The organism is Micromonospora cremea (genome assembly GCF_900143515.1).
In the GTDB taxonomy this organism is placed as follows: domain Bacteria; phylum Actinomycetota; class Actinomycetes; order Mycobacteriales; family Micromonosporaceae; genus Micromonospora; species Micromonospora cremea.
In genome coordinates this window covers 1349743-1374169 of record NZ_FSQT01000002.1, presented here as the reverse complement: position 1 = coordinate 1374169, position 24427 = coordinate 1349743, and the positions used below count along the sequence as shown (strand labels likewise).

Below are 24427 nucleotides of genomic sequence, written 5' to 3'. Positions count from 1 at the left end.
CCGGAGTGGGATACGTGGACGTGGCAGCGGTCGGGCATATCCTGCCCGACGGTCGGGAACTCTTCGCCGACGTGTCGTTCCGGGTCGGGGAGGGCGGCAAGATCGCCCTGGTCGGGCCGAACGGCGCGGGTAAGACGACACTGCTGCGGATGGTCGCCGGTGACCTGCCGGTGCGTACCGGCGCCGTCGCGCGGGCCGGCGGGCTGGGCGTGATGCGCCAGTTCATCGGCATGATCGGCGACGAGTCGACACTCGCCGACCTGGCTCTGTCGCTCGCCCCACCGCCGCTGCTCGAGGCCGGCCGCCGGCTCGGCGAGACCGAGGCGACCATGCGGGCGGCCGAGGTCCGCGGCAAGTACAGCACCGCGGCCGGCAAGGCCCAGCTGGCGTACGCCGACGCGCTGGGCGCCTGGGGCGAGGCCGGCGGGTACGACGCCGAGGTGCTCTTCGACACCGTCGCGACCATCGTGCTCGACCAGCCCTGGGACGCCGTCCGGGACCGACCCGTCCGCACCCTCTCCGGTGGACAGCAGAAGCGCTTCGCGCTGGAGTTGCTGCTGCGCGGCCCGGACGAGGTGCTGCTGCTCGACGAGCCGGACAACTTCCTCGACGTGCCCGGCAAACGCTGGCTGGAGGCGCGACTGCGCGAGTCGACCAAGTCCGTGCTCTACGTCTCACACGACCGCGAGCTGCTGGCCCAGACCGCCGACCGGGTGGTCGCCGTGGAGGGCGGCAGCGCCTGGGTGCACCCGGGCGGCTTCGCCAGTTGGCACGAGGCGCGGGTGGCCCGGCACGCCCGCCTCGACGAGCTGCGCCGGCGCTGGGACGAGGAGCACCAGAAGCTGCGCGAGCTGATGCTGATGTACAAGCAGAAGGCGGCGTACAACGACGGGCTCGCCTCGCGGTACCAGGCCGCGCAGACCCGGCTGCGCAAGTTCGAGGAGGCCGGGCCTCCGCCCGTACCCCCGAAGGACCAGGACATCCGGATGCGGCTGACCGGCGGGCGGACCGGCAAGCGCGCGGTCGTCTGCGAGCAGCTGGAGTTGGACGGCCTGACCTACCCTTTCGACCTGGAGATCTGGTACGGCGACCGGGTGGCGGTGCTCGGCGCCAACGGCACCGGCAAGTCGCACTTCCTGCGGCTGCTGGCCCGGGGTGGCAGCGACCCCGACCCGGCCAACGGGCCGGTCGACGGGGCGGGCGCGCTCGCCCCGGTGGCGCACGACGGCACGGCCCGCCTCGGCGCCCGGGTGCGCCCCGGGCACTTCTCCCAGACCCACGACCGGCCCGAGCTGATGTCGAAGGCGCTGGTCGAGATCCTCTGGCGGGGCGACGAGCACCGGACCGGAATGGACCGGCACACGGCGATGGGGGTGCTCAGCCGCTATGAGCTGGCCGGGCAGGGCGACCAGCGCTTCGGCACCCTCTCCGGCGGGCAGCAGGCCCGGTTCCTGGTGCTGCTGCTGGAGCTGTCCGGGGCGACCCTGCTGCTGCTCGACGAGCCCACCGACAACCTCGACCTGGCCAGCGCGGAAGCCCTTGAGGCGGGCCTGAACGCGTTCGAGGGGACGGTGGTCGCCGTCACCCACGACCGCTGGTTCACCCGCTCCTTCGACCGGTTCGTGCTGTTCCGGGGCGACAGCGAGGTGGTGGAGACCCCGGAGCCGGTCTGGGACGTCGGCTGACCGAAAGGAGGGGCCCCTTGTCAACGCCAGGCGTTGACGAGGGGCCCTTCCTTCGCTGGGCATAGGGTGGATCTCGTGACTGAGATGACCTATCGCCGGCTGGGCGACTCCGGGCTCGTGGTGTCCGTGGTCGGCATCGGCTGCAACAACTTTGGCCGCAAGCTCGACCTCGACGGCACCCGCGCGGTCGTGGACGCCGCCCTGGACGCCGGGATCAACCTGTTCGACACCGCCGACATCTACGGCGAGCCGCAGGGCAGCTCCGAGGAGCTGCTCGGGCAGGCGCTCAAGGGACGCCGGGACGACGTGGTGGTGGCCACCAAGTTCGGCATGGACATGAACGGCCTCAACGGGCCGGACTTCGGTGCCCGAGGGGCGCGGCGCTACATCGCCCGCGCCGTGGAGGCGTCGCTGCGCCGGCTCGGCACCGACCACATCGACCTGTACCAGATGCACGAGCCGGACCCGGGTACGCCGATCGACGAGACGCTCGCCGCGCTGGACGACCTGGTCCGCGACGGCAAGGTGCGCTACCTGGGCAACTCCAACTTCGCCGGCTGGCAGATCGCCGACGCGGACTGGGTCGCCTCGTCCAACGGCCGGGCCCGTTTCATCAGCGCCCAGAACCACTACAGCCTGCTGGAGCGGTCCGTGGAGACCGAGGTCATCTCGGCGTGCGAGCGGTTCGGCCTCGGCATGCTGCCGTTCTTCCCGCTCGCCAACGGCCTGCTCACCGGCAAGTACAAGCGCTCCGAGCAGCCGCCGGCCGGCAGCCGGCTCTCCGGCGGTGGCCGGTACGCGGAGCGACTCGCCGCGGCCGACTGGGACACCATCGAGGCGATCGAGGCGTACGCGGCCGAGCGGGGGCTGACCATGCTCCAGGTGGCGATCGGCGGGCTGGCCGCCCAGCCGGCGGTGACCTCGGTGATCGCCGGCGCCACGACGCCCGAGCAGGTGCACGCCAACGCCGCCGCCGGCACCTGGGAGCCGTCCGACGAGGACCTGGCGGCGCTGCGCGCCATTCTCTGATTCCCAGGGCGGCCCGACCGCCCGGCCAGGAATGACACGGGCCGGACCGCTCAGGGCGGTCCGGCCCGTGTCGTTGCGGGACGCCGGAGCGCCCCGGGTGGTCAGTCGGCTCGCCGTCGGCTGAGCAGCATGGGCACCGCCACCGCCAGCGCGGTGAGCACCAGGGCGGCCAGCCCGACCGGCCACCACCAGGTGCTCCCCCCGGCCCCGGCGGCGCGGCTGTCGGCCGGCGCGGTCATCGCGACCGGCGCGGGGGCCGGCGGCGACTGGGCGGGCCGCGCTTGCACCTGGGCGCTCGCGTCGCTCCTGTTCGGCGCCGGGGCGCTCACCGTCACCTTCCAGGTGCCCGGGGAGAGCACCGGCCCGCTGCTGTAGAAGCCCTGCCCCTCGGGCGTCGGCTCCAGTTGCACCGGGCCGAGCCGCCGCCCCTCGGGACCGGTGCCGGTGAGGGTCAACCGCACCAGCTTGTCCAGCCGGTGCCCGTCGGCGTACATGGCCTGGACGGTGACCCCGTCGGCGCCGTCGCCGGCCACGGTCAGCTTGAGCTTGCCGGTGTGCGCCGCGGCCGGGGCCGCCGAGAGCAGGGCCAGGGCCAGGCCGGCGAGCAGGGCGGCGAACACCTTGCGGGTACGCGTCACGGACGTCTCCTCACTACGGATGAGGGAGGCCCCTCCCCGACGCCGGAGCGTCGGGGAGGGACCCCGTCGGATCAGAGCTGGCGACCGGGGGCGAGCCGGGTGGCGTCGCCACCGAGCCGTCCGGCGCCCTTGACCGGCTCGCCGTCGTTCGCCCGTACCCCGGCCTTGCTGGCCGTGCCGCCGAGCCGGACGATCATGGCGTCGGCGTCCCGGATCAGGACGTCCCGGATCTCCGCCTCGCCCACCAGGGTGGCGTCGGTGGCGAGCGTCCGGAACTCGGTCAGCTGCTTGACCGCCTTCGTGTCGTTGCCGGACGCCTCGGCCTTACGGGCCGCGTCGAGCTTCGCCGCCAACTGCTTGTGCGCCTTGGCCGAGAGCCGCCCCGTCGCCTTGAACCGGTCCAGCAGGTTCTGCATGTCCCGGAACGAGGTGGTGACGAAGAACCGGACCGTCGAGGTGGTCTCGTTGCCCGCCTTGTCGGTCGCGGTCACGGTCAGCTCGTGCAGGCCGAGCGGCAGCTCGTACATGGCCTGCAGGGTGCCGCTGGCGTACGCCCGGCCGTTCAACCGACCGACCACGGTCGCGATGCCCGAGGTGGGGTCGACGGCCTGCCAGGACACCCGGACGTCCTGGCTGTCCCCGTAGAGCTGGCCGTCGGCGATCCCGGAGACCAGCAGGGTCGGCTTGGTGCCGTCGATCCGCAGCACCGCCGACTTGAGCGTCTCGGCGTTGCCCGCCTTGTCGGTGGAGCGGAACAGCAGCTCGTGCTGCCCGTCGCCGGTCACCTCGACCGGCGTCGAGTACGGCGTCCACGCGCCGCCGTCCAGTGACCACTCCACCGTCCTGACCCCGGAACCGGCATCGGTCGAGGTCAGCACGACCGGGATCGTCCCGTCGTGCCAGCCGGCGTCGTTCGCCGGAGCGAACGTCGCCGAGGTGACCGGCGCGGTGGTGTCGATCTTGACCGTGACGGTCTTCGTCGACTCCACGTTGCCCGCCTCGTCGGTCGAGCGGAACCGCAGCTCGTGCTCGCCGTCCCCGCTGACCGCCACCGGAGCGGTGTAGTCCGTCCAGGTGGTGGCCCCGTCCAGCTGGTACGCGGTGCCGGCCAACCCGCTGCCGCCGACCTCGTCGGCAGCGGTGAGGGTGACCGTCACCGGCCCGGTGTACCACCCGTCGGTCGGGGTGCCGGAGACCGCCGCCGTGGTGACCGGCGCGGTGTCGTCGGCCACCTCCGTGCTCAACCGGAAGTAGTCGAACGCGGCCGTCTTCGAGGCGGTCTGGTTGGCGCCGAGGGTGAACAGCCCGACCTTCGGGGTGGCCCCGACCGCGCTGTTGGTGAGCGTCGTCAACGCCGTCCAGGTCGTCCCGTCGGCCGAGTACGACGCGGTGAAGGTGTCGCCGCTGCGGGCCAGCCGCAGATGCCACACCGCACTGGTCAGATTGGCCACCTCCGGCTGCGGGTTCTGGACCGCCCCACCGATCTCGCTGCGGAACTCGATCCGCCGCGTCACCGGCTGGCCGGCCTGGTTGTCCGCGATGTAGTCGAACTTCAGGTAGTTGTCGTCGTCCGCCTGCACGATCAGGCCGGCCTGCTGGTACTGCTCGTTCAGCAGGCTGCCGTCCACCTTCGTCTCCAGGGTCCAGTCGCCCGACGGCGCGGTCTGGAGGATGAAGTTCTTCGGCCCGGTGTTGTCGGCGCCGTAGATGTCTCCGTTGGGCACGTCGACCCGCAGCGCGCCACCGGCGACCCGGTAACCGTTCGGGTCCTCCCGCAGGATCGCGTTCCACCGGCACTTGTCCAGCGTGTCGCCGGTGAACTCGTCCGACGGCACGACCGGCCCGGCCGGGGCGTCCGGCGTGATCTGGAACCAGTCGAAGCTGGCGTCCACCACCGGGGCCTCGGTGCCGCCGTTGAGCGCGAAGAGCCCGATCCGCGGGTTGGTGATGCCGGCGAGCGCGGCCGACCGGCCGACCGGGGTGAAGGTCTGCCCGTCGGCCGAGACGGCCGCGGTCAGGTTGGTCCCGTCGCTGCTGATCCGCAGGTGCACGGTGTCACCGGCGGGAGCGGCGGTGCTGTCGCCGGCCTCGTTGCGCGGCGTGCCGGCCGTCTCCCGGATGAACTCCACCCGCCGGCTGCCGTTGTACAGCAGGTCCAGCTTGGCGTAGTTCTCGTCGTCGCCGTACACCAGCAGGCCGGCCTGCTGGTAGTTGGCCGTCACCGGCAGGGTGAACCGGGTGGTCGCCTGCCAGGCCCCGGTCGGAGCCGGCTGGAGCACCAGGTTGCTGGCGTCGTTGCGGGCGCCGTAGAGGTCGCCCACCGCGGTGGGCAGCCGCAGCGCGCCGCCGGAGACCGAGTAGAGCTGGTTCTCCCGGACCACGCTGGACCACCGGCCCTTGTCGAGGCTGGTGCCGTTGAAGTCGTCCGAGCGCGCCCCCAGGCAGGACGTGTTCGGAGCGTCCACCCGCACCGGCACCGTGGCGTACGACTTCGCGCCCTTGCTGTCCGTCACCGTCAGGGTGGCGGTGAAGGCGCCGGGGTTGGTGTAGGTGTGGCTGGCGTCCAGGGTGGTCGCCGTGCCGCCGTCACCGAAGTCCCAGGCGTACGTCAGCGGGGTGTTCCCCTCGGCGTCGGTGGCCGTGCCGTCGAAGGCGACGGTGACCGGCGCGGTGCCGTTGGCCGGGGTGGCGGTGGCGCTGACCACCGGCGGCGCGTTCTCGGTGACGCCGCGGCCGAGGAAGTCCATCCAGTTGACGTTGAACAGCGACCCCGCGCCCCCGTTCGGGTCCCGGGCCACGAAGTACAGCGTGCCGCTCGCCGCGCCGGTCACCGGCGCGGTCACGTCCGTGTACGTCTGCCACCCGCCGGTGCCCGGCACGGTGGCCGTCGCGACCACCGGTCCGTCCACGGCGCCGGCACGGACCTCGACCCGGCCTCCGGCGCCGGCCGAGGCGGCCCGGAACCGAATGTCCGTGACGTTGGTCAGGTTCGCCGGGGCGAGCGACCACCAGTCGCCGTCCTCGATGAACCCGATGTTCTGGCCGCCACCGGCGCTGTCGCCGCCGGTCTCCCGCTGCACGCCGGCGTCTCCGCCGCCGGTGCTCACCGGCGCCCGCCCGGTGGCCGTGAAGTACTCGGCCTGCTTGCGCTTGGGCTGCAACTGCTCGATCGCCCGACCGGTGAGCGGGCCGGCCCCGCCAGCGCCGCCCTCGTCGGTGTAGGTGGCCTCGAAGACCGCGAAGACGTTCGCCTCGGCGCCGTGCCCGGAGGCGAGCGACGTCTGGACGGTGCCGGTGCAGCCGGTGTGCTGCTCCAGCGGGTGGGCGTGCTCGTCGTGACCGAGCAGCACCTGGAGCTGCACCCGGTCGCAGTCGATCTGCCCGTCCTCCGGGTCGGTCACCTTGACGTTGTAGCGGACCTGGTCACCCCAGTCGAAGAAGCCGCCGTCCGGCGGGAACTCGATGATCACCGTCGGCGCGGTGTTGCCCACGGTGACCGGCACGTTGGCCACCGCGGTGCGACCCTTCGGGTTGGTGACGGTGAGCTGGGCGGTGAAGCTGCCCGCCGTGGCATAGGTGTGCGTCGGGTTGGCCTCGGTGGAGGTCTGCCCGTCGCCGAAGGCCCAGGCGTAGGTGAGCGTGCCACCGTCCGGGTCCCGCGAGCCGGCGCTGGAGAAGGTGACCGTCAACGGCGCGGGCCCCGACGTCGGGGTGGCCGCCGCCACCGCGATCGGTGCGCGCTCACCGGCGATGTAGTCGATCCGGTAGACGCCGGAGTTGTCGTTGTTGCCGCCGAAGCCGCTGCCCCACTCGATCAGGTAGAGCGCGCCGTCCGGACCGAACTCGAAGTCCATCGGGCGGATCATGCTCATCCCGGTCAGCAACTGGTTGATGTCCACCAACGACTTGCCGTCGGCGGTCACCTGCATGGTGTACATCTTCGACTGGTTCCACTCGCCGAGCAGAGCCTTGCCGTCGTAGTACGCCGGCCACTTCCGGTCGGAGTCGAGGTCGGCGTCGTACCGGTAGACCGGGCCGCCCATCGGGGCGCCGCCGCCGCCGATCTCCGGGTACCGCGCGTCACCGGCGTAGCCGTAGTCGACGGTCGCCGGGACGACCGGCGGGAGGTTGGTCAGGCCGGTGTTGTTGGGCGAGTTGTTCACCGGAGCCGCGCAGTCGAACTTCGCCCCGCTCGGGCCGGACGGGAACGTGTAGTCGTTGTACGCCTCGTTCGTCCCGGTGCAGTACGGCCAGCCGTAGTTGCCGGGGGTGACGATGTTCCACTCGACCAGGCCGCGGGGGCCCCGGTTCGGGTTGTCCGCGTTGGCGTCCGGCCCGTAGTCCGCGACGTAGAGGGTGTTGGTGCCCGGGTCGGTGCCGATCCGGAACGGGTTGCGGAAGCCCATCGCGTAGATCTCGGGACGGGTCTTCTCGGTGCCCGGAGCGAAGAGGTTGCCCGCCGGGACGGTGTACGTCCCGTCGTCCTCCGGGTGGATCCGGATCACCTTGCCGCGCAGGTCGTTGGTGTTGCCGGAGGTGCGCTGCGCGTCGAAGTCCTGGCGCCCCGGCCGCTCGTCGATGGGCGTGTACGCGCTCGACTCGAACGGGTTGGTGTTGTCACCGGTGGCCAGGTAGAGGTTGCCGTCGCCGTCGAAGGCCATGCTGCCGCCGGCGTGGCAGCAGGTGTTGCGCTGGGTGTCGACCCGCAGCACCTGCTTCTCGCTGGCAGGGTCGATGGTGTCGCCGGTCACCGTGAACCGGGACAGCAGGTTGCGCGCGATGCCGTCGTTCGGGGCGTAGTAGAGGTAGACCCACTTGTTGGTGGCGAAGTCCGGGTCGAGCCGGATGCCGATCAGGCCGTCCTCGTTGCCGGTGAAGACGTCCAGGTCGACGGCGGTGACGGTGCTGCCGGTGTCCGGCTTGACGATCTGCACCCGGCCGTCGCGCTCGATGAAGAAGACCCGCCCGTCTGGGGCGATGTCCAGCTCCATCGGGTTGCTGGTGTTGCTGTCCAGGGCGACCTTCTCGAAGCTCGCGGTCTTCGAGGCTCCGCAGTCGGCGTCCGCCACGCCGGCGGCGGTCCGGATGCCGCCGAGCAGGTGGCTGAGGAACTCCGGCTCGGCGTACGACTCCCGGGTGTGCCCGCCCCCGGTGTACCAGGAACGGCCGCCGTCGAAGTCCTGGCACCAGGCGATCGGGTGGTCGGCGCCCATCGCGCCCGCGCCCGGGGTGTAGCTCTTCTCGTCCAGGGTGGCCAGCACGTGCACGTCCGGCCGCGGGTTGGTCTGGTAGTTGTACCACTCGTCGAAGCGGGACCAGCGGTCCGGCAGTTCGGCGGTGGACGGGTGGGCGTGGTCCTCCACCTTGACCGTGGCCTGCTGGTTCGCCGGGTGGTTGGCGAAGTACGCGCCGACCAGGTCGCCGTACCAGGCCCAGCTGTACTCGGTGTCCGAGGCGGCGTGGATGCCGACGTAACCGCCTCCGGCGCGCACGTAACGCTCGAACGCCGCCTGCTGCTCGGCGTCCAGGACGTCGCCGGTGGTGGAAAGCCAGATCACCGCCTTGTACTTCGCCAGATTGGCGTCGGTGAACGCGCCACCGTCTTCCGAACTGTCCACGGTGAATCCGTTGGCCGCACCGAGTTGTTGGATGGCGGCGAGACCGGTGGGAATGGAGTCGTGCCGGAAGCCGGCCGTCTTGGAGAACACCAGGACGGAGAAGGGCTCGTCGGCGGCCTGGGCCGCCCGGGGGAGCGCCTGGGTGGTCGGGGCGGCCTGCACGACCGCCGGTGCGGCCTGCGCTGCCGGTGCGGCCGGTGCGGCTGCGGGTGCCGCCTGCGCAGGCAGACCGAAGAGGGTGGTCGAGGCCAGGGCCAGGGAGATCAGGGTTGCGGTGATCGGTACGCGGGCACGACGAGATTGGTGCACGCCGCCTCCTATGTCTCGGTGGACAGGAATCGCGGGGGCCGGCTCGCCGAAGACCGTCCCAGATGGAGCTGATGCGGGTGCCGTGCCAGGGCATCCACGCCAGCATTTTTGTCGAATCGCTGAACAAATTAATTCGGTTAGATCAATGTCGGGCAAGATGCCGACGGGTAACGGTTCTGCAACGGTGGGCGACATTCCGAACAGGACCGCATGAAGCGCCCAGCCGATTTCGCCGAGTTCGCGCCCGCCGGTCGCCGCCGACCCCTCCTTGGCATGCGGCCGGATCTGTCGTACGGTGACACGCAAGTAACCCACGGGAGCCCGGTGTACCGGGCTGAGAGGGGGGCTGACAGCCCCCGACCGTCGAACCTGATCCGGGTAATGCCGGCGCAGGGAGGAGCGTTGCCGTGCCGTCCCTCGGGCGACTGCATCTGATCACCGACACCCGACCCGGGCGGGATCCACTCACCGTGGTCCGGGCCGCCCTCACCGTGGCCCGCGCCGACCTGGTGGTGCAGGTCCGGGTCGAGGACTCCGCCACCGACCGCGAGGCGTACGACCTGGCCCGCCGGGTGCTCGCGCTCTGCGCGCCGTACGGGGCGACCTGCCTGGTCAACGACCGGTTGCACGTGGCGCTGGCGGTGGGCACCGCCGGTGGGCACGTCGGTGCCGACGACCTGCCGGTCGCCGCCGCCCGCCGGGTGCTCGGCCCCACCGGCGTACTCGGGGCCACCGCCCGGGCCCCGGAGACGGCGATCCAGGCGGTCGCCGCGGGGGCCAGCTACCTGGGCGTCGGGCCGTGCCACGCCACCAGCACCAAGTCCGGGTTGCCGGATCCGATCGGCCCGGCGGGGGTACGCGCGGTCAGCGGCGCGGTCGACGTTCCGGTCATCGCGATCGGTGGGGTGACCGCCGCGCGGGTGCCGGCGCTGCGGGAGGCCGGGGCGTACGGGGTGGCGGTGGTCGGCGCCGTCTCCGCCGCCGCCGACCCGGCCCGGGCCACCGCCGAGCTGATCGAGGCCCTGACGTGCTGACCGGCCGGTCCCCGTCACCGCCGTCGAGCGACCGGGTCCGGCCGGACGTGGCGGTGGTGGGGGCGGGGCCGATCGGATTGGCGATCGCCTGGCGGTGCGCCGCCCGCGGGCTTCGGGTCGTGGTGCACGATCCGGCTCCCGGCTCGGGGGCGTCGGCGGTGGCCGCCGGGATGCTCTCCCCGGTGGCCGAGGCGTACTTCGGTGAGCGGCAGCTGACCGGACTGCTGCTGGCGTCCGCCGCCCGCTGGCCCGCGTTCGCCGACGAGCTGACCGAGGCGAGCGGCGCCGAGCTGGGCCACCGGACCGAGGGCACCCTGATGGTCGGGCTGACCGCCGACGACCTGGCCGAGGCGCGCCGGCTCTGGGCGTACCAGCAGGGGCTGGGTCTGCCGGTCACCCCGCTGCGCCCCACCGAGCTGCGCGACCGCGAGCCCGCGCTCGCGCCGCGGGTGCGCGGCGGAGCCCTCGCGCCCACCGACCACCAGGTCGACCCACGGTTGCTGGTGCCGGCGCTGCGCACGGCCGCGCAGCGGGCCGGCGCGATGCTCGTCCCGCGGGCGGTCCGTCACCTCTCCGAAGTGGACGCCCGCGTCACGGTGGTCGCCGCGGGCTGCGGCGCCGCCACCCTCACCGGCCTGCCCGTGCGGCCGGTGAAGGGCCAGATCCTCCGGCTGCGCGCGCCCGGCGTCGCCGCGCCGGGCTTCCGGCACGTCATCCGGGGGTACGCCGACGGCGAGCAGGTCTACCTGGTGCCCCGCGCCGACGGCGAGGTGGTGCTCGGCGCGACGGTCGAGGAGCGGTCGGACACCACGGTCACCGCCGGTGCGGTGCTGCGCCTGCTCCGTGCCGGCGTCGACCTGCTGCCCGAGCTGGCCGAGTACGACCTGGTCGAGACGGTCGCCGGGCTGCGCCCGGGCACCCCGGACAACGCGCCGATCCTCGGGCCGCTGCCCGACCGGCCGGACGTGCTGGCCGCCACCGGGCACCACCGGCACGGCATCGTGCTCACCCCGGTCACCGCCGACCTGATCGCCGACCTGGCCACCACCGGCGTGGCCGACCCGCTGCTCACGCCCTTTCGTCCCGGCCGGTTCACGGGTGCCGAACCCGGCCCCGGCGCGGCCGACCCGACCAGATGATGGAGGAGGACCGGTGGAGTTGACGGTGAACGGGACCGGGCGCAGCGTCCCCGGTGGCGCGTCGGTGGCCGACCTGGTCAGCGACATCGTCCCGCAGCAGCGTGGGGTGGCGGTCGCGGTCAACGGCGAGGTGGTGCCCCGGACCGGCTGGTCGGCCACGGTGCTGCGCGACGGTGACCGGGTCGAGGTGCTCACCGCGGCGCAGGGCGGGTGAGGGGCATGCCGTTCGAGCTGGGTGGGGCGACGTTCACCTCGCGGCTGATCCTCGGCACCGGCGGCGCCGCGAACCTGCACGTGCTGGAGCAGGCGATCCGGGCGTCCGGCACCGAGCTGGTGACTCTGGCGCTGCGCCGGGTGGACACCGCGCCGGGCTCCGCCGGTGGGCTGCTGGAGCTGCTGGACCGGTGCGGGGTGCGGCTGCTGCCGAACACCGCGGGCTGCCACACCGCGACCGAGGCGGTGAAGGTGGCCCGGCTGGCCAGGGACGCGTTCGACACCGACTGGATCAAGCTGGAGGTGATCGGTGACGAGCGGACGCTGCTGCCCGACGGGGTGGAACTGCTCCGCGCCGCCGAGGAACTGGTCGCCGACGGTTTCACCGTGCTGCCGTACACCAGCGACGACCCGGTGCTCGCCCGCCGGCTGGCCGACCTGGGCTGCGCCGCGGTGATGCCGGCCGGCGCGCCGATCGGCTCGGGACTCGGCATCGGCAACCCGCACCACATCCGGCTGATCCGGCAGGGCGTGGACGTACCGGTGATCCTGGACGCCGGCATCGGCACCGCGTCCGACGCGGCGCTGGCGATGGAGCTGGGCTGCGACGCGGTGCTGCTGGCCAGCGCGGTCACCCGGGCCGCAGACCCGGTCGCGATGGCGACCGCGATGCGGTACGCCGTCGAGGCGGGTCGGCTGGCCGCCGGCGCGGGCCGGATAGCCCGCCGCTTCCACGCGCTGCCCTCCACACCCGACGAGGGAAGACCGGACCTGTGACCCCGCCGTCCGGTGTCGTCCTGTTGACCGACCGGCTCGTCGCGCGGGGCGGGCTCGACCGGGTCATGGCGGGAGCCGTGGCCGGGGGAGTGCGCTGGGTGGTGCTGCGGGAGAAGGACCTGCCCCGCGCCGAGCGCGCCGCTCTCGCCGTCGACCTGCGGGCGATCCTCGCCGACGTCGGCGGAACCCTCGTCGTGGCCGGCCCCGACCCGCTCGGCGGCGACGCCGTGCACCTGCCCGCCGCCGGCCCGTACCCGCCGCCGACCCACAGCCTGGTCGGCCGCTCCTGCCACAACGAAACCGAGCTGAACCGCCTGACCACCGAGCACTACGCCACCGTCTCCCCGGTCCACCCAACGAAGACGAAGCCGGGCTACGGTCCACCCCTGACCGCGGACGGGCTGCGCAAGCTGATCAGGATCAGCCCCGTGCCGGTCCTGGCGCTGGGCGGAGTCGAAACGCCGGAACAGGTAACCGCCTGCGTCCAAGCAGGAGCTGCCGGAGTAGCCGTACTAGGCGCACTCATGCGAGCAAAAGATCCCAGCCAGACAGCAGCGAGTCTGACCAGAGCCTTCAAAGAGGCGGTAACCCCCACGCTCGCAAAACCCGGTGCGGAGTCAGTCAGGTCCCCACGACGGGGGCTGCGGCCGACCGTGCCCACGCAGGGATCAAGCCTGACCGCCCGGAGTGGGCACGGTCGGCCGCAGCCCCCGACCGCAACCAGGGAAAAACGATGACCCCGCGAACACTGCTCACCATCGCCGGCTCCGACTCCGGAGGCGGCGCCGGCATCCAGGCCGACCTCAAGGTCTTCGCGGCGCTCGGCGCGTACGGCACCAGCGTCCTCACCGCGATCACCGCGCAGAACACCCGGGGCGTCGACGCCGTCCTGCCGCTGCCCCCGCGCACGGTCACCGAGCAGCTGGACAGCGTGCTCGCCGACTTCACGGTCTGCGCGGTCAAGACCGGGATGCTCGGCAATCCCGCCGTCGCCGACATCGTGGCCGAGGCCGCCCGGGACGGCCGGCTGCCCCAGCTCGTCGTCGATCCGGTGCTGGTCGCCACCAGCGGCCACCGGCTCGGCGTGGTGAGTGCGGTCGAGTTGCTTCTCCCGTACGCCAGGGTGGCGACGCCGAACTGCGCGGAGGCCGCCGCCATCACCGGGTGCCCGGTGGACGACGTGGCCGGGATGGTCGCCGCCGCCGAGGCCCTCGCGGCGGGCGGGCCGGAGTACGTGGTGGTCACCGGCGGCGACCTGGGCGGGGACGAGGCGGTCGACGTGCTGCACGGCGGCGGCAGCAGCACCCTGTTGCGCGCGCCCCGCGTGGACACCCGGCACACCCACGGCACCGGGTGCTCGTTCTCGGCGGCCATCGCCGTGCGGCTCGCGTTGGGCGACCCGGTGCCGGCGGCGGTCGGGGTCGCAAAGGAGTACGTGCTCCGCGCACTGACCGGAGCGCGGGGTTGGGAGCTGGGCGCAGGCCGGGGGCCGCTGGATCACTTCGGCTGGTCCGCTTGATCACCAGGGAGGCTGTCATGCAGGCACGAGGCAAGGTGTACGTCGAGGGGTCGCGGCCGGATGTCCGGGTGCCGTTCGCCGAGGTGGCGCTGACCGGTGACCATCCGCCGGTGCGGCTCTACGACACGTCCGGTCCGGGCTCGGACCCGGAAGTGGGACTGCCGCCGCTGCGCGGTCCGTGGATCGCCGAGCGGGGTGACGTCGCCCCGGCGCGGGGCGCGGGTATACCGCTGGCTGGGGTGGCTGGGCGCCGGCCGACCCAGCTCGCCTACGCGCGTTCCGGGGTGGTGACGCCGGAGATGGAGTTCGTGGCGATCCGGGAGAACGTTGACCCGGAGCTCGTCCGGGCGGAGATCGCCGCCGGCCGGGCGGTGCTGCCGCTCAACGTCAACCACCCGGAGTGCGAGCCGGCGATCATCGGCAAGGCGTTCCTGGTCAAGGTGAACGCCAACATCGGCACCTCGGCGGTCAGCTCGTCCGTCGCCGAGGAGGTGGAGAAGCTGACCTGGGCCACCCGCTGGGGTGCGGACACGGTGATGGACCTGTCCACCGGCAAGCGGATCCACGAGACCCGCGAGGCGATCGTGCGGAACTCGCCGGTGCCGATCGGCACGGTGCCGATCTACCAGGCGCTGGAGAAGGTCGGCGGCGACCCGGTGAAGCTGAGCTGGGAGGTGTTCCGGGACACCGTGATTGAGCAGGCCGAGCAGGGCGTGGACTACATGACGGTGCACGCCGGGGTGCTGCTGCCGTACGTGCCGCTGGCGGTGGACCGGGTGACCGGGATCGTCTCCCGAGGCGGCTCGATCATGGCGGCGTGGTGCCTGGCGCACCACGAGGAGAACTTCCTCTACACCAACTTCGCCGAGCTGTGCGAGCTGCTCGCCCGCTACGACGTGACCTTCTCCCTCGGCGACGGGCTGCGGCCCGGTTCCATCGCGGACGCCAACGACGAGGCGCAGTTCGCCGAGCTGCGCACCCTCGGCGAGTTGACGAAGGTCGCCTGGGAGCACGACGTGCAGGTGATGATCGAGGGGCCGGGGCACGTGCCGATGCACAAGATCAAGGAGAACGTGGACCTCCAGCAGGAGTGGTGCCACGAAGCGCCGTTCTACACGCTCGGCCCGCTGACCACCGACATCGCACCGGCGTACGACCACATCACCTCGGCGATCGGCGCCGCGATGATCGGCATGTTCGGCACCGCGATGCTGTGCTACGTCACTCCGAAGGAGCATCTCGGCCTGCCGGACCGCGACGACGTCAAGGCGGGCGTGATCGCGTACAAGATCGCGGCTCACGCGGCGGATCTGGCCAAGGGGCACCCCGGCGCGCAGGCGTGGGACGACGCGCTGTCCAAGGCGCGGTTCGAGTTCCGCTGGGAGGACCAGTTCAACCTGTCGCTGGACCCGGAGACGGCCCGCTCGTACCACGACGCCACGCTGCCCGCCGAGCCGGCGAAGACGGCGCACTTCTGCTCGATGTGCGGCCCGAGGTTCTGCTCCATGAAGATCACGCAGGAGCTCAAGGAGTACGCGGCCCGTGGCATGAAGGACAAGTCGGCGGAGTTCGTCTCCGGCGGCGGCCGGGTCTACCTCCCACTGGCCTGATCCGCGTGCCCTGCGCTGGCCACCCGTGCACGGGCGGGCAGCGCAGGGCTGTGGTGTCAGTCGCGGTGGTGTCGTCCGGTGGAGCGCAGCGAACGGCGGCCGTTCTCCTGCTCCGGCTCGTTGTCCGCCACCGGCTTGCTCAGGCCGGCGACCCAGTCGACGAACTCTTCGTCCTGTGCGGGCAGCGGCTCGGTTTCATCCGACGCGGGCTGGCTCTCCTCGTCGGCGCGGGGCCGGTTGCGGCGGAACAGGCCGCCGAGCCGTCCCCGGCGGGAGGGCTGCTCGACGTCGTCCCCGGCAGCCGGTACGGCGTCGGCGCTCGCCGGACCGCCAGCCTCGGTGCCGACGCCGGTCTGTTCCGGCACCAGCGGAGAGGCCGAGGTCGGGGCGGCTTCCCCCGCCGGTGCGGCCGGAACAGCCTCGGCTGCGGGCGTGCCGGCCGCCCGTCGCCATCGGGTGGCCGCCCGGTCCGATGCGCTGTGCGGGCCGGTCGGTGTGGCGGGGCCGGTCGGGCTCGATGATCCGGTGGGAGATGCCGGGTCGCTCGCCGCGGGTGAGTCGGTCGACGCCGGCCAGGTGGCGCCCGTCGCGCTCCGCTGCGGGTCTGCCGCCGGTTCACGGCGTGCGGTGGTGAAGGCGTCCCAGGTGCTGGCCCGGCTCAGGTCCGGCAGCGGTGCCCGGTGCCGGGGGCGGGGCGTCCACTCGGTCGGCTCCTCGGAACCGGTCGGGGCGTCCGATGCGGTCGGCTCGGGGTCACCGGCCTGTGTGGGTGCCGTCCACGTCGGGGTGACCGACCAGGCCGGCGCGGACGGTGCCCAGCGGTCCGCCTCCGGGGCGGCGGCTGCCGCCACCCTGAACAGAGGCCCGGCGGGACCACCCGAGGTCGCGGACCGCTCGGTCTCGGTGGCCCGGTCGCTCCGGGGCGCGACGGCAGCTGCGGAGTTGGCGTCCGGCTCGGCCGCTGCCGGTTCTGTGGTAGCGGCGGGATTCGCTGCCGGGTCGGTGCTCGCGGCGGGGCTCGCTGCCGGGTCGGTGGTCGCGGCTGGGGTCGCCGCAGGCGTCCTGGCTCCCCGACCGGGCTCGGTGCCCGGGGCCTCCTTGCCGGGGCGGGACCCGTCGGTGGCCGTGCCGGGCCCGGTACCGTCGGTGGCCTTGGCGGCCCGGGTGGTCCTTCTGGCGCGGCCGGCGGTCGTGGACCTGACCGGGTCGGCGGCGGCCTCCGCGTCGGGTGGCGTCGTACCGTCGGCCAGGTCTTCGGTCGTGGCGGCCGGGGCGGACTTCGGCTTGCGGGTCCGGCGCGGCTTGGGCGCTGGCGCGTCGGCCGTGCCGGTACCGGCCGTGCCCGCGCTCTCGCTGGTCGTTTCCGCGCGGGTCGTGCCCGCGCTGCCAGTGCCCGTGCTCTTGCTGGTGCCCGGGCCGGTCGTGCTCGCGCTCGCCGTGGCTGTCCCCGTGCTCGGGCTGGTCGCGGTGGTCGTGCCGTCGTTGGTCGGGCTGCTGCTCGCCGTGCCTTCGCCGGCCGGCTGGGCCGTGCCGGTCGTGGCCGTCGCCGCGGTGCCGGTCGAGCCGTCGTCGCCGGGGCCGCCCGTCGGATCGGCATGGTCGACGCCGGTCCGACCCGCCCGCGCAGAGCCGCTCGGGCCGGTGACGTCGGTGGTGGCCGCCGGGGTCGGCTCGGCCTGGGCGGCCACGTCGGCGGCGGACTTGCGGGTGCCGCGCACCGGCCGGGTGGCCTCGGTCGGCCCGGTCTCCTGGTGGTCGACCCCGACCGGACCGTTCTGGACGGGCCCGCTGGTGCTCGGTCCGCTGGTGCTGGGTCCGCTGGTGTTCGGCTCGCTGGTGTTCGGCTCGCTCGGGGCGGCGATCGTCTCAGAGTCGTCTGGGTCGTCGTTGTGGTGGCGGGGGCGGCCGGCCGGTCGGGGCACGGGGGTGCCGCCGGTCGGGTGGGCCGGCCCCGGGCCGTGCTGGCCGATCCCCGAAGTCGCCGGCCAGTCCCAGTGGGCCGGCACGGTGCGGACGGCGCCGGTGCTGTCGGCGGTGCGCAAGTTCTGCCCGGCGCCGGTGCCGGCCAGGTCCGCGCCGGTGGGCTCGGCGGCGCCCCGGTCGTCAGCCGAGTCCGCCGACTTCGCCGAGTCGGAGCCGGGCAGGGCCGGGCCGGCGGGCAACGGGCGCAGGATGTCGGCGGGCTCGATCGCCCGTGGACCGGCGGTGCGGGCACGCACCGGCCAGCGCAGCAGGGCGGCGGCGGCCGCGCCGAGCGCGCCGGCGAGGATCGCGATCAGCGCGCCGTAGTAGGGGGTGGTCTGGTAGCGGTCCACCGCGTCGCCGGGGCCGGCGGTCAGGTAGGCGAACGCCACCAGCGCCGGGCCGGCCACTCCGGTGGCCCCGCTGACCAGGGGGACCTGGCCCCGCCGGCGGGCCAGCCCGGCGGTCGCCGCACCGGCCAGCAGCGCCGTGAGGGGCAGCAGGACCAGCGCCAGCCGTTGTGCCGCGCCATCGTCCAGCCAGCTCGGCTCGAGGACACCGAGCCGGACCGTGGGCAGCGGGCCGGCCGTGCCGAGCGAGGGCAGGACGGAGATCAGCGCCAGCACCCAGACCGCACCGGCCACCGCCGCCATGTTCCAGCCCAGCTCGGGCCGGAGCAGAACGGCGATCGCCGCGCCTGCCCCGATCACCGCGCCGAGCACGGCGCAGATTCCGACCGCCCAGACCGGGTCGATGGAGATCAGTTCGGCTGCCCGGGCGGGCTGCATGCAGAGCGGGGCGACCACGGTGGCGCCGAGCGCGGCCGCGGCGCCGATGGCCAACTGCCGGCCGGTGCTGGCCGGCACAGCGTCCCGGCGGGCCAGGCGTCCGGTCAGGACGGCACCGGCAACGGCGGCGTTCGCGGCGAACCAGCCCACCCAGACGAGTTGGGCCGGCCACTGATTGACGGTCGTGCCGGTGAAGGCGCCGGTGAGCCGGACGATGCCGAATCCGTACGCGACGCCGAGCTGGCCGGCTCCGGCCAGCACGCTCACCCCGAGCGCCGTGAGCAGCAGTCTGCCCCAGGTCCGAAAGGCCATGTCCGGCACGTTACGCACCTGGTACACCCGATCGCCACCGGCGCGCCGCGCGGCGCGCCGGCCCGCTCCCGGCGGGTCTACTTGAGTTCGACCAGCCGGGCCAGGTACGTCGTATCCCCGACATTGGTGAGCATGTGCACCGCTCCCGGGTCCCGGTAGACCACTCCGCCAGTGGGTTCGTCGGCGTCGATCCGGGTGCCGTCGACCGTCTGCACGACGTTCTTCGCGCCCTCGATCGCCACCACCAGGTAGGGGTGGTCGTGCCGGTGCAGCGGCTGCCGCTCGCCCGGTTCGAGCCGGATGTGCCAGACCCGGACCCGGTCGTTCTCGTACACGATCTCCTGGCCCACCGGCCCGAGTTCGGTCCCGTCGAACACGTCGGTCATCGTTCTCCGTCCAGTTGCGGAAGCACCTCGGCGGCGATCAGCTCGAGGTGGTCGAGGTCAGCGAAGTCGATCAGGCGCAGGTGCACCCGGGTGGCGCCGACCGCGGCGAACTCGCCGATCCGCTGCACGAGCTGCGCGGGCGAGCCGACCACCGGGTCCTCCGGAGGCAGTGCGCTCTTCTCGTGCAGTGGCGCGGCCCGTCGCTGCGCCTCCGCGTCGGTCCGCCCGATGGCCACCACGATCCCGGCGGAGAGCACCAGCGGCGCCCGCCCGGACTCCGTCCGGCCGCTGCGGTCGCACGCCTCGCGCACCCGGTCGTACGCCTTGACGGTCTCCGCGACGGACTTGAACGGCATGTTGAACTCGTCGGCGTACCGGGCGGCCAGCTCGGGGGTGCGCTTGGGCCCGCGCCCGCCCACGATGATCGGCGGCCCGGGCACCTGCACCGGCTTGGGCAGGGCCGGCGCGTCCACCAGCCGGTAGTGGTCGCCGGCGTAGCTGTACGTCGCACCCGGCGGCGTCCGCCACAGTCCGGTGATCACCTCGAGCTGCTCGGCCAGCCGGTCGAAGCGTTCGCCGACCGCCGGGAACGGGATGCCGTACGAGGTGTGCTCGCGCTCGTACCAGCCGGCGCCGATGCCCAGCTCGACCCGGCCGCCGCTCATCTGGTCGACCTGCGCGACCATCACCGCCAGCGGGCCGGGAAGGCGGAACGTGGCCGACGTGACCAGGGTGCCGAGCCGGATCCGCTCGGTCTCCCGGGCCAGCGCGGCGAGGGTCAGCCAGGCGTCCGTCGGGCCGGGCAGGCCCGGATCGGTGCCCATCGACTGGTAGTGGTCGGCGCGGAGGAAACCCTCGAAGCCCCCCGCCTCGACCATCCGCGCGAACCGGAGCTGGTCGTCGTAGCTGGCGCCCCGGTGCGGCTCGGTGAAGACGGACACCCGCATGCTCATCGTCCTTCCGAGCCGACCGCGGCCGGCTGGTCGCGTTCCATCAACAGCTCGTGCAGGTCGGCGCTGACGCGGGCGACGTCGGCGAGGTGGGCGTTGCGGCCCAGGGTGCGGGGCCGGGGGATGGTCACCTCGACGATCTTGCGGATCCGGCCGGGGCGGGGACTCAGCACGACCACCCGGTCGGCGAGCAGCACCGCCTCGTCGATCGAGTGGGTGACGAAGACGATGGTCGGCTTGTTCTCCATGTGCACCCGCTGGAGTTCGCCGGAGAGTTCCTCGCGGGTGAGCGCGTCCAGCGCGGAGAACGGCTCGTCCATCAGCATCACCCGGGGGTCGCCGATCAGCGACCGGCACAGCGACACGCGCTGCTGCATGCCACCGGAGAGCTCGTGCGGCAGTCGCTTCTCGAAGCCGACCAGCCCGGCCACGTCGAGCAGCTGCCGGGCCCGCTCGCGGTGCTTGGCGCGGCTCCAGCCGAAGATCTCCACGGGCAGGAGAACGTTGTCCAGGACGGTGCGCCAGGGCAGCAGCGCCGGCTTCTGGAACAGCATGGCGATGTCCCGGCGGGGCCGGGTGATCGGCGTACCGGCCACGGTGATCTCGCCGGCGGTCAGCGGGAGCAGCCCGGCCACCAGCCGCAGCAAAGTGGACTTGCCGCAGCCGGAGCGGCCGAGCACGGCGACGAACTCGCCCTCGGCGACGTCGAGGTCGATGCCCCGCAGCGCCTCCACCCGGCCGGATCGGCCCTCGAAGGTACGGGACACCCCGGACAGTCGGATCATCTCCGGCGGACCTCCGCTGAGTGGACGGTCAGGAATCCGGCAAAGGCTAGCCCGCTCGACACCCAATCGCACCGTCCGGGGTGGTCGTCGGGTTGTTTCCGTTCCGCAACCCGATACGCCTGGCGTCGCAAAGGTGGGTTTCTCGTACGCTGTGCCCGCGAAGAGTCCCCTCACGATGGCGGTGCCCGGCTTCCACCCCTCCCGCCGGTTCCGCCGCGACAACCCCCTCCGGTGGCCTGCCGGCCCCGGTCGGAAAGGACATGGTGCACTGATGAGAAGGCTGACCCGTACGGTCGCTGCGGCCGCGCTGGCCACTGCCCTCGCCCTTGTCTCCGCCTGCAGCAGCGGGTCGGACTCGTCCGACGACGCCAAGGGTGGCAACGGCGGGGCGCTGGAGAAGGTGACCTACCTCACCTCCTTCGGCAACTTCGGCCGTGACTCCTACGCCTGGGTGGCGAAGGAGAAGGGCTTCTTCAAGGATGCTGGCTTCGACGTCGATATCAAGGCCGGGCAGGGCACCGGCGGTGTGATCCAGACCGTCGTCGGCGGCCAGGCCGACTTCGGGCCGATCGACCTCACCGGCGGTCTGCTCCAGCTCGGCAACGGCCAGGCGAAGGACTTCGTCGCGGTGGCCGCGATCCAGCAGCGCACGATGGCCGCCATCGCCACCGTCGAGGGCAAGAACATCGCCTCCCCGAAGGACCTGGAGGGCAAGAAGCTCGCCGACACCCCCGGGTCCGTGGTCCGCAACCTCTTCCCGACGTACGCCCGGCTCGCCGGCGTGGACGCCAGCAAGGTGACCTGGGTCAACGGTGACGCGCAGAACCTGATCGGCACCCTGGCCTCCGGATCGGTGGACGGCATCGGCCAGTTCGTCGTCGGCCAGCCGACCATCGAGGGCGTGGCCAAGAAGAAGGCCGTCATGCTGCCGTACAGCAACGTGATGCAGGACCTCTACGGCAACGTGCTGATCACCTCCTCGAAGATCGCCAAGGAGAAGCCCGAAATGGTGAAGCGGTTCACCGCGGCGCTGCTCAAGGGCCTGGAGTACAGCCTGGCGAACTCCAAGGAGGCCGCCGAGATCCTGAAGAAGAACGTGGACGCCACCAACACGGCGTCCGCCGCCGCCGAGCTGGAGCTGATGGCCGCGTACGTGCGCTCCGGCAACTCCGGCACCGCCATCGGCACGCTGGACAGCGGCCGGGTCGCCAAGAGCATCGCGATCCTGCAGGGCGCCGGCGCGCTGAAGCAGAACGTCACCCCCGAGCAGATCATCGACTTCAGCCTCGCGCCGAAGGCCTGATCGTCCGGTCGTCACCTGGGGGTACGTCCCACCGGCTCCGGTGGGGCGTACCCCCGTCGCTCGTCGGCCCCCATTGGGCCGTGGCATATCGAGGAGGACAAGATGACCGACGTCCGGTCAGCGGAGCCGGTGGCGGAGGTGCCCGCGACCCCGGGTGCCGGCACCGAGGCGGCGCGAGCGGGGCGGGGCGCCGGCCTGCGTGCCGGGGCCGGGGCGGTGCTGCTGCCCGCGGTCGGCCTCCTGGTCGCCCTGGCGGCCTGGTGGCTGACCGCCCGGCTGGAGTTGGTCCACCCGGCCGCCCTGCCACCGCCGGGCGACGTGCTCACCGCATTCGTCGACAAGCCCGCCCGGATGCTGGAGCACACCTGGGACACCCTGTTGGAGATCGTGATCGGCTTCGCCCTGTCGGCGGCCGCCGGTGTCCTTATCGGACTCTCGCTGGCCAGCTCCCGCACGGTGGAGCGGATGTTCACCCCGCTGCTGGTCGCCATCAACGCGGTGCCCAAGATCACGCTGGGTCCGCTGCTGGTGGTCGCGTTCGGCTGGGGTCAGACGCCCATCCTGACCATGGTGTTCCTGCTCTGCTTCTTCCCGATCGTGCTCTCCACGGCGACCGGGCTGACCACCACCCCGGCCGATCTGGCCGAGCTGGTCCGCTCCTGGAACGCCTCCCGCTGGCAGGCGTTCCGCAAGGTGCGCTTCCCGGCCGCGCTGCCGCAGATCTTCGTCGGGCTCAAGGTGGCCATGCCGCTGGCCGCGATCGGCGCGGTGATCGGTGAGTTCCAGGCCGGCGAGAGCGGCCTGGGCTACGTCATCGTCCAGTACGCCGGCATCGGCGACACCGCCACCGCCTGGGCGGCGATCATGCTGGTGGCGCTGGTGAGCATCCTGCTCTACTCGGCGCTGGTGCTGGCCGAGCGGATCGCCCTGCCCTGGGTCCGGGAGACCACCAGCAGTCGCTGACCACTGAGATCATCGCCAGGGCGAGTCGGCTCGGTCCCCAATCACCGTGACCGGCGAACGGCCTGAGGTGTGGCCCCGCCGTGCCCGGCGGAGGGATCAAGCCTGACCGCCCGGAGCCGGGTACGGCGGGGCCACACCGTCCACCGACGCGCACAACGCCGGAGGAGGTGTGGCCCACACGGGCCGACCTCAGCCCGCCAGCCGCCACCGCCCGTTACGGGCGACCAGCGTGGTGAGCGCCTGCGGCATCAGCCCGGAGTGGTTGTCCGGCGTCATCCGGATCGGGCCGGAGAGGCCGTCCATCTGGGACGTCTCCAGCACGTCCCGGATGCCGTCCCGGTCCACCTGACCGGCCGGGCCGCCGGCACGCAGCTCGGCGTCCGCGATGAGCTGGACCGCGTCAGCGGCGAAGGACGAGGACCCGTTGTACCCGCCGAAGCGCGCGGTGTAGTCCTGGAACCACTGCCGCCGGGCCGCCTTCGCCGGCGTCGTGGCGATCACGTCGTCGATCACCATGGTCTGGGTGAAGATCAGCGTGGCCCGCTCGGTGGCCCGGGCCGCCGCGCCGAGGAAGAGGTCGCCGGCCGCCCCCGGGTCGAAGAAGAGCGACCCGCGGAAGGTGGCCTGCTGGGCGCTGGTGGCGGCGAGTGTCGCCTGCTCCGGCGGGGTCCAGATGACCAGTGCGTCGGGCTTCAGTTTGGCCAGTCGCCCGACCTGCTGGGAGACCTCGGTGTCGGTGGTCTTCACCGACTCCTCACCGACCGGCTTGATGGTGGTCTTGCCCAGTTCCCGGCGGAGCGCGGCCGCGCCCTCCCGACCGTAGTCGTCGTCGCTGTAGAGCAGGCCCACCTTGCGGACGTTCTTGCGGCGCAGTTCGGTGGTGAGTGCCGCGGCGCTGTCCGCGGCGTTCGGGCCCAGCTTGAACACGTATCGCCGTTCCGCGACCGGGCTGGCGATCGCTCCGGAAGCGGCGAGCGCAATGGTGGGAATCCGCTTCTCGTTGATGGTCCCGACAGCGCCGACCGCGCATTCGTTGCAGCCGCCCATGATGATGGCGCTGACCCGGGAATCACTGCTGAAGTCGGCGATGTTGCGCAATGACTCCGCGGCGTCGGAACGGTTGTCCTTCGACTTCAGTTCGACCTTCCGGCCGTTCAGCGCACCGGAGGAGTTCAACTGCTCGATCTTGAGTTCCAGGGCCCGTTGGTATGCCCGGCCGACCGGGGCGGCGGCGCCGGAGAGTTCGAGGTCAGCGGCGATCACGATCGGACTCGTGTCCTGCTCCGCCTCGCCGAACTGACAGCCGGTGAGCGTGGTGGCCACTACGGCCGATGCGAGCGCCGCGATGGTCGCGGAGCGGATGGGGCTCAACTCAGTCCTCCAGGTGCGGGCGCGGGCGCTGCCCGG

Annotated in this window: 18 protein-coding genes and 1 riboswitch; of the genes, 11 read left to right on the top strand and 7 right to left on the bottom strand. The window is 72.8% G+C overall.

What is annotated here, in order from left to right:
- Positions 1-5: 5 nt before the first annotated feature.
- Together BUS84_RS19650 and BUS84_RS19645 are read left to right on the top strand one after the other, a co-directional pair.
- The gene (locus tag BUS84_RS19650) at positions 6-1685 is read left to right on the top strand and encodes an ABC-F family ATP-binding cassette domain-containing protein (RefSeq protein ID WP_074314564.1); all 1680 of its coding nucleotides are present in this window, start codon (positions 6-8) and stop codon (positions 1683-1685) included.
- 66 nt (positions 1686-1751) lie between these two features.
- Entirely contained in the window at positions 1752-2714 is a 963-nt protein-coding gene (locus BUS84_RS19645; protein WP_208869698.1) for an aldo/keto reductase, read from the top strand.
- 101 nt (positions 2715-2815) lie between these two features.
- Here BUS84_RS19645 and BUS84_RS19640 read toward each other — a convergent pair whose 3' ends face one another.
- Positions 2816-3352 (bottom strand): hypothetical protein, encoded by a 537-nt coding sequence (locus BUS84_RS19640; protein ID WP_074314561.1) that lies wholly within the window; start codon positions 3350-3352, stop codon positions 2816-2818.
- 71 nt (positions 3353-3423) lie between these two features.
- Positions 3424-9279 (bottom strand): ThuA domain-containing protein, encoded by a 5856-nt coding sequence (locus tag BUS84_RS19635; RefSeq protein ID WP_074314559.1) that lies wholly within the window; start codon positions 9277-9279, stop codon positions 3424-3426.
- A gap of 303 nt (positions 9280-9582) precedes the next feature.
- Positions 9583-9692, top strand: a riboswitch (TPP riboswitch).
- Here BUS84_RS19635 and thiE point away from each other — a divergent pair.
- The 7 genes from thiE to thiC all read left to right on the top strand — a co-directional run bounded on the left by thiE (position 9687) and on the right by thiC (position 15571).
- The gene (gene thiE, locus BUS84_RS19630) at positions 9687-10313 is read left to right on the top strand and encodes a thiamine phosphate synthase (RefSeq protein ID WP_074318941.1); all 627 of its coding nucleotides are present in this window, start codon (positions 9687-9689) and stop codon (positions 10311-10313) included. (Overlaps the previous riboswitch by 6 nt.)
- Positions 10310-11452 (top strand): glycine oxidase ThiO, encoded by a 1143-nt coding sequence (gene thiO, locus BUS84_RS19625; RefSeq protein WP_143728645.1) that lies wholly within the window; start codon positions 10310-10312, stop codon positions 11450-11452. Before thiE ends, thiO begins: the two co-directional genes overlap by 4 nt.
- A 13-nt stretch (positions 11453-11465) precedes the next feature.
- Positions 11466-11666 carry a sulfur carrier protein ThiS gene (gene thiS / locus BUS84_RS19620; protein WP_074314555.1) on the top strand — a complete coding sequence of 67 codons (201 nt, stop codon included), beginning with the start codon at positions 11466-11468 and terminating at the stop codon, positions 11664-11666.
- Positions 11663-12442, top strand: a complete 780-nt coding sequence (locus BUS84_RS19615; RefSeq protein WP_074314553.1) for a thiazole synthase — start codon at positions 11663-11665, stop codon at positions 12440-12442. Before thiS ends, BUS84_RS19615 begins: the two co-directional genes overlap by 4 nt.
- Complete coding sequence (locus BUS84_RS19610) at positions 12439-13179, top strand: thiamine phosphate synthase (protein WP_074314551.1); 741 nt, start codon at positions 12439-12441, stop codon at positions 13177-13179. The genes BUS84_RS19615 and BUS84_RS19610 overlap by 4 nt, the downstream gene beginning before the upstream one ends.
- Positions 13176-13961, top strand: coding sequence for a bifunctional hydroxymethylpyrimidine kinase/phosphomethylpyrimidine kinase (thiD, locus tag BUS84_RS19605; RefSeq protein ID WP_074314549.1), 786 nt, complete (start codon positions 13176-13178; stop codon positions 13959-13961). Before BUS84_RS19610 ends, thiD begins: the two co-directional genes overlap by 4 nt.
- A gap of 17 nt (positions 13962-13978) precedes the next feature.
- On the top strand, positions 13979-15571 hold the full coding sequence (gene thiC, locus BUS84_RS19600) for a phosphomethylpyrimidine synthase ThiC (protein WP_074314547.1): 1593 nt from the start codon (positions 13979-13981) through the stop codon (positions 15569-15571).
- A gap of 56 nt (positions 15572-15627) precedes the next feature.
- Here the strand turns inward: thiC and BUS84_RS19595 are convergent, their stop codons facing one another.
- The 4 genes from BUS84_RS19595 to BUS84_RS19580 all read right to left on the bottom strand — a co-directional run bounded on the left by BUS84_RS19595 (position 15628) and on the right by BUS84_RS19580 (position 20754).
- On the bottom strand, positions 15628-18633 hold the full coding sequence (locus BUS84_RS19595) for a hypothetical protein (protein ID WP_074318940.1): 3006 nt from the start codon (positions 18631-18633) through the stop codon (positions 15628-15630).
- A gap of 77 nt (positions 18634-18710) precedes the next feature.
- Positions 18711-19019: a cupin domain-containing protein gene (locus BUS84_RS19590; RefSeq protein WP_074314545.1), complete on the bottom strand. Its 309-nt coding sequence runs from the start codon at positions 19017-19019 to the stop codon at positions 18711-18713.
- On the bottom strand, positions 19016-19966 hold the full coding sequence (locus BUS84_RS19585; RefSeq protein WP_074314543.1) for an LLM class F420-dependent oxidoreductase: 951 nt from the start codon (positions 19964-19966) through the stop codon (positions 19016-19018). The genes BUS84_RS19590 and BUS84_RS19585 overlap by 4 nt, the downstream gene beginning before the upstream one ends.
- A 2-nt stretch (positions 19967-19968) precedes the next feature.
- Complete coding sequence (locus tag BUS84_RS19580) at positions 19969-20754, bottom strand: ABC transporter ATP-binding protein (RefSeq protein WP_074314541.1); 786 nt, start codon at positions 20752-20754, stop codon at positions 19969-19971.
- Positions 20755-21025: 271 nt separating this feature from the next.
- Here BUS84_RS19580 and BUS84_RS19575 point away from each other — a divergent pair, with 271 nt between their 5' ends.
- Positions 21026-22057 carry an ABC transporter substrate-binding protein gene (locus BUS84_RS19575; protein ID WP_074314539.1) on the top strand — a complete coding sequence of 344 codons (1032 nt, stop codon included), beginning with the start codon at positions 21026-21028 and terminating at the stop codon, positions 22055-22057.
- A 102-nt stretch (positions 22058-22159) separates the two neighbouring features.
- Entirely contained in the window at positions 22160-23020 is an 861-nt protein-coding gene (locus BUS84_RS19570) for an ABC transporter permease (protein WP_074314536.1), read from the top strand.
- A 189-nt stretch (positions 23021-23209) separates the two neighbouring features.
- Here the strand turns inward: BUS84_RS19570 and BUS84_RS19565 are convergent, their stop codons facing one another.
- Complete coding sequence (locus BUS84_RS19565; RefSeq protein WP_074314535.1) at positions 23210-24391, bottom strand: ABC transporter substrate-binding protein; 1182 nt, start codon at positions 24389-24391, stop codon at positions 23210-23212.
- Between the last annotated feature and the right edge of the window lie 36 nt (positions 24392-24427).

What these genes read in the sequence shown, in the direction of transcription:
- thiD (WP_074314549.1), top strand. Translation starts at nt 13,176, where the DNA reads ATGACCCCGCGAACACTGCTCACCATCGCCGGCTCCGACTCCGGAGGC.
- thiC (WP_074314547.1), top strand. Translation starts at nt 13,979, where the DNA reads ATGCAGGCACGAGGCAAGGTGTACGTCGAGGGGTCGCGGCCGGATGTC.
- BUS84_RS19595 (WP_074318940.1), bottom strand. Translation starts at nt 18,633, where the DNA reads ATGGCCTTTCGGACCTGGGGCAGACTGCTGCTCACGGCGCTCGGGGTG.
- BUS84_RS19590 (WP_074314545.1), bottom strand. Translation starts at nt 19,019, where the DNA reads ATGACCGACGTGTTCGACGGGACCGAACTCGGGCCGGTGGGCCAGGAG.
- BUS84_RS19585 (WP_074314543.1), bottom strand. Translation starts at nt 19,966, where the DNA reads ATGCGGGTGTCCGTCTTCACCGAGCCGCACCGGGGCGCCAGCTACGAC.
- BUS84_RS19580 (WP_074314541.1), bottom strand. Translation starts at nt 20,754, where the DNA reads ATGATCCGACTGTCCGGGGTGTCCCGTACCTTCGAGGGCCGATCCGGC.
- BUS84_RS19575 (WP_074314539.1), top strand. Translation starts at nt 21,026, where the DNA reads ATGAGAAGGCTGACCCGTACGGTCGCTGCGGCCGCGCTGGCCACTGCC.
- BUS84_RS19570 (WP_074314536.1), top strand. Translation starts at nt 22,160, where the DNA reads ATGACCGACGTCCGGTCAGCGGAGCCGGTGGCGGAGGTGCCCGCGACC.